This is a genomic window from Myxococcus qinghaiensis (genome assembly GCF_024198215.1).
Lineage (GTDB): Bacteria > Myxococcota > Myxococcia > Myxococcales > Myxococcaceae > Myxococcus > Myxococcus qinghaiensis.
In genome coordinates this window covers 1-3,873 of the sequence record NZ_JAKCFA010000064.1, presented here as the reverse complement: position 1 = coordinate 3,873, position 3,873 = coordinate 1, and the positions used below count along the sequence as shown (strand labels likewise).

Annotated in this window: 4 protein-coding genes; 2 read left to right on the top strand and 2 right to left on the bottom strand. The window is 59.5% G+C overall.

The features are described 5' to 3' along the window. The coding region (locus tag LZ199_RS45770) for an IPT/TIG domain-containing protein (protein WP_254000158.1) at positions 1 to 1,456 on the bottom strand (1,456 nt) is incomplete at its 3' end. Then, positions 1,453 to 2,550: a cytochrome-c peroxidase gene (locus LZ199_RS45765; RefSeq protein WP_254000157.1), complete on the bottom strand. Its 1,098-nt coding sequence runs from the start codon at positions 2,548 to 2,550 to the stop codon at positions 1,453 to 1,455. The genes LZ199_RS45770 and LZ199_RS45765, both read right to left, overlap by 4 nt. Positions 2,551 to 3,210: 660 nt before the next feature. On the opposite strand from LZ199_RS45765, the gene tnpA reads away from it, so the two are divergent. Then, entirely contained in the window at positions 3,211 to 3,435 is a 225-nt protein-coding gene (tnpA, locus tag LZ199_RS47105) for an IS66 family insertion sequence element accessory protein TnpA (RefSeq protein WP_407667351.1), read from the top strand. Between the two features lie 252 nt (positions 3,436 to 3,687). Continuing rightward, positions 3,688 to 3,873, top strand: a 186-nt coding sequence (locus LZ199_RS45760) for a hypothetical protein (protein WP_254000156.1), incomplete at its 3' end; no start/stop codon positions are given.

Below are 3,873 nucleotides of genomic sequence, written 5' to 3'. Positions count from 1 at the left end.
TGCCCTCCACCGTGCGAGACAGCAGTAGCCCCAGTGAGGCAGTCGTAATACCAGGTGGGTCGATGAAGATGGAGTAGGTGCCTGTTTCAGGCAACGCGGGCAGATTGCAGCTGCCTGCGGCGGTGAGAGAAAAACAGTTGGTAAGCTGCGCGCCATTGGGCTTGAGGATGGTGATACTGATATTCTGGCCGCTGGGCGTGGTGGTGAGGCTGGTTACGCCAAGGCCCAGCTTTTCGCCCGCGGTGCCGGAGAAGGTATAGCGCCCATTCCGTCCTGAGCGACCGGCGAGACTGACGACCGCACCGTCGACAATGATGGCGCCCCGTTGTTCACGCGTCCAGGAGAGTGATGCGCGGAAGCCCACGGCGCCACTGCCTGGTTGCAGTACTGCGGTGTAAAGCCCATGCTTCTGTGCTGGAGGCAGGTCAAACGCGCCAGGAGCATAGACGCTGAATGTGCTGACAAGCGTACCCGCCGGGTCGTAAATGCGGAGGCTTGCCGATGAGCTTCCCCCAAGCGTCAGGGCCGTCACGGCAATGCTGACCTGCTCACTGCGTGATACGTGAAATACGACGAGCGCCTTGCGTGTCCCATCCGCCACTTCGACATCCATGGAGGGACCATCAACGACAGCCTGTAGGCTCAAATCCGTGCTACTCGGCACGTCATTTGATTGAACCATGATAAAGTCCTGCGAGCTTGTGACTCTGCCGTGTGGCGTCGAAACACGCACGCGGCCCGTAGCACCTACCGAAGAGACTGTTGCCACCAGTTGAGTGGGAGTCGCTGAGGTGACGTGCGCCTGAATATCTCCAACAAAGACCCGATTGTTGATGGGGTCCAGGCTAAATCCAGTACCGCTAATTGTCAGTTGCGCCCCTCCCTGACCGCTCTGAGGGGAAAACCCCGATATAGATGGAGCGAGAGGAAGGTCGGCGATGACCAAGTCTTCTCGGCTGACTTCTGTCTGACCTGCCGTTGTCACACTCAGTTTTCCTGTCGCGGCTCCCGTTGGCAAGGTCACCACCAGTCGTTGCGAGTTGGCGGCATTCACGATGACATCCAGCCCATTGAGCTTGACCGTATTGTTGGCGGGTGTGGTGTTGAAACCCGATCCCGTTATTGTCACTTGCGTGCCAACCGGACCGGACTTGGGTGCGAAGTCATAGATGGCCAAGTCCGAGGCAGTTACTCGCCGAACCTCAAGAGTGTTACCACCCTCGTCATAGACATAGTGAGCGCTCGCCCCCGTCTTGTCATAGACAACAATCAGCCGCCCTACCTCATCGTAGGCGTATTGGATGGGAGGGCCGGCATCGGCGGTCATTGATACACTGGCCACCGCGGGCATTGCGTCTGGCTGCGGAACAACTCCCTCTCCACCGCATGCTGCGAGCAGGAGGAAAAACCAAAGGGCGAGAATGTCGACGCGGCGAAAAATGAGCGCTCGCTTCATTGTGCAGTCCTTTTTGAAGGAGAAGGATGCGTGGGGGGACCGACTACAGCTGCTGCCCTTGGAGTTTCAGAGCTCGTCAATGTCTGCAGGAAGGCAACGAGATCGGCGCGGTCAGCAGGCGTCAAATCACCCACCCGCACCCCGTTGCCTGCGTGGTAGTACAGTTCACGCTCGACGGCCCCAGCCAGCGTGGGAACACTGCCGTCGTGCATATAGGGGGCTGTTAAAGCCACATTTCGCAGTGACGGAGTACGGAAGCGACCAATGTCTGCCGGCCGTAGCGTTACGACATAGCGCCCTAGCGCCGCTACATCCACACGCTCCAGGATTCTCGCCTGACGCTCTTCCAGGGACATGTGAGAGATGTCTTGAGCTGCGGCAGCCAGCCGCGAGGCGAGGTCCGCAGCCATCTCACCTACATGATACGCACCGTCAGTAAACCGTCCCCCGTCAAGGTGGTGACAGCGAGAGCAAGCTGCACGCCCGATAAATAGGGAAAATCCGCGGCGTTGGCTGGGACTGAGCGCATTCGCCTCTCCGGTCGAGTAACGCTCGAAAGCAGAAGGGCCAGACTCAAGGCTGCGTACATAGGCGGAAAGGACCGCAGCTACTGTTTCTGGGGTAACTCCTTCAACTGGAAAGATGCGCGCAAAGCCAGCCGCATGTCGTGCCCGGACTGCGGAAAGCGCGGACTGGATATCAGGATAGCCGTGTTCCACCACAGTGATGAGCGGGTCGAGGACAAGCGCTTCAAGAGAGGCGCGGCGACCGTCCCAGAAGAACTCGCTTACGTATGTCAATCCAAGGAGACTTGGAGCATTGCGTGTACCCGCCTTCCCGAATGCCCCATGCGCAATCGCATCGCGTCCTGCGAAAGCAGCCTCTGACAAGTGGCAGGTGCCGCACGCCACCTTTCCATCTACACTCAAAGATTCATCAAAGAAGAGTTCTTTACCCAATGCCGCCTGGGCACCCTCCTCCGGGGAAATCACCCTTTCCGCCCCTGAGGACAGGGCAGGCGCAAGCAGCACAATGACTGTCCATGCCGCGACACTGAATGGTGTGTTCATATTTTTCGACCCAGCCAAGTCCATCCAACGCTGCTGCTCATCGCTGAGCTGCGACCCACATAACCCTAAAGCAGCAGGCGCACTCGCCCATGCGCCACAACGGCAAATCAAAAACTCCGCTGAGTCCGAAATATTCTCGCGACTACGAGATGGCCGACGCCAACATCGCTGCACCAATCAGTTGAGAATGAGCTGCAGCTTCGTTCATGGCGAGATCAAGGATGCTGCGGCGAAGCTCTATGGGATTGTCGGAGGCCTTGATCTGAGACGAACCGGCACCACAGCCTATTGTCGCAAATAGCACGATAGGCTGACAATGACCATGAAGACGGGCAAATCTCCACTCGCGCCATACATTTCCATATGCGCGCACCGCGTAGACTCGGACCTGAGTCGATGGGCTATCGCAAGCAAAAGGACCATCAGGGCGAGTGTGGCCTGTGTCATAGAGAGCCTCTTCTGTGAGCGAGACCTCCAACGGGAGCAAGCGGCGTGCCACCCCCCCCTATCTATTCTGAGTCTGGGGGATGGCTCTGTCCAAGAAACGAGACGCCCATCTCGATCTACGGACGTTGTCTCTTGGAGTCCCGTGGAGGCCCGCCTCCTGTGTTGTTCGATGGGACGCGCGTAGCCAACCGACGGCTGGCGTCCTGAACAGGGGTGGATTCGCCAGTTCATTCCGGCATGCGACAACCAAGTCCTGATGAGTGGAAGCAGCTGGTGGCGGAGTACGAAGCGAGCGGGGAGAGTCAGAAGGAGTTCGTAGCCAGGCACGACGTCTCGCTCGGCGCCTTTCAATGCTGGCTGTACAAGAAGTCCACGCCTGCTCTGGGACGACGGTCCGAATCAGCCGTCAGGCGACAGGCGGCGTTCCTTCCCCTGGAGGTTGTCGCCTCCCCCGCACCGTGAGCGCGAGAAGGGCTCATGCTCAAGATGGCGCTGCCGAGAGGAATGCTCCTGCGTTTCCCGAAGGGCACGCAGGCGGAGTACCTCGCGCAGCTCGTGGCGGTGTAACGGACCGGGGAAATGGATCGCAGGCGGGTCGCCCAAGCTGTTCGTAGCGGGTCGCCCAAGCGGATCCACGCTGTTCTCTAACGTGCCTCTGCGGCCGCGGGCTTGCGGCGCCGGGCAGGGGATGGATTGCGATAGCTGTCGCCTTCGATGACCAAGCCTGAAGGAGTTCGAGCGGGGGGGCAGCAGCGCAAGGAGAAGGCGCTGGCTGCGTATTCCGGCGATGGTGAGCACCCATTCCAGCTCAAGCCGAGCAGCCGTTCCGGCCATGGCGAGCAGTCGGAGCGTCAGCGACGCTGGGACGTTCTCTCACTTCACCTGCTTGCGAGCCTTCGT

Bases quoted from the DNA above. Each gene is read 5' to 3' on its own strand.
- tnpA (WP_407667351.1), top strand. From the start codon at position 3,211: ATGCGACAACCAAGTCCTGATGAGTGGAAGCAGCTGGTGGCGGAGTAC.
- LZ199_RS45765 (WP_254000157.1), bottom strand. From the start codon at position 2,550: ATGGACTTGGCTGGGTCGAAAAATATGAACACACCATTCAGTGTCGCG.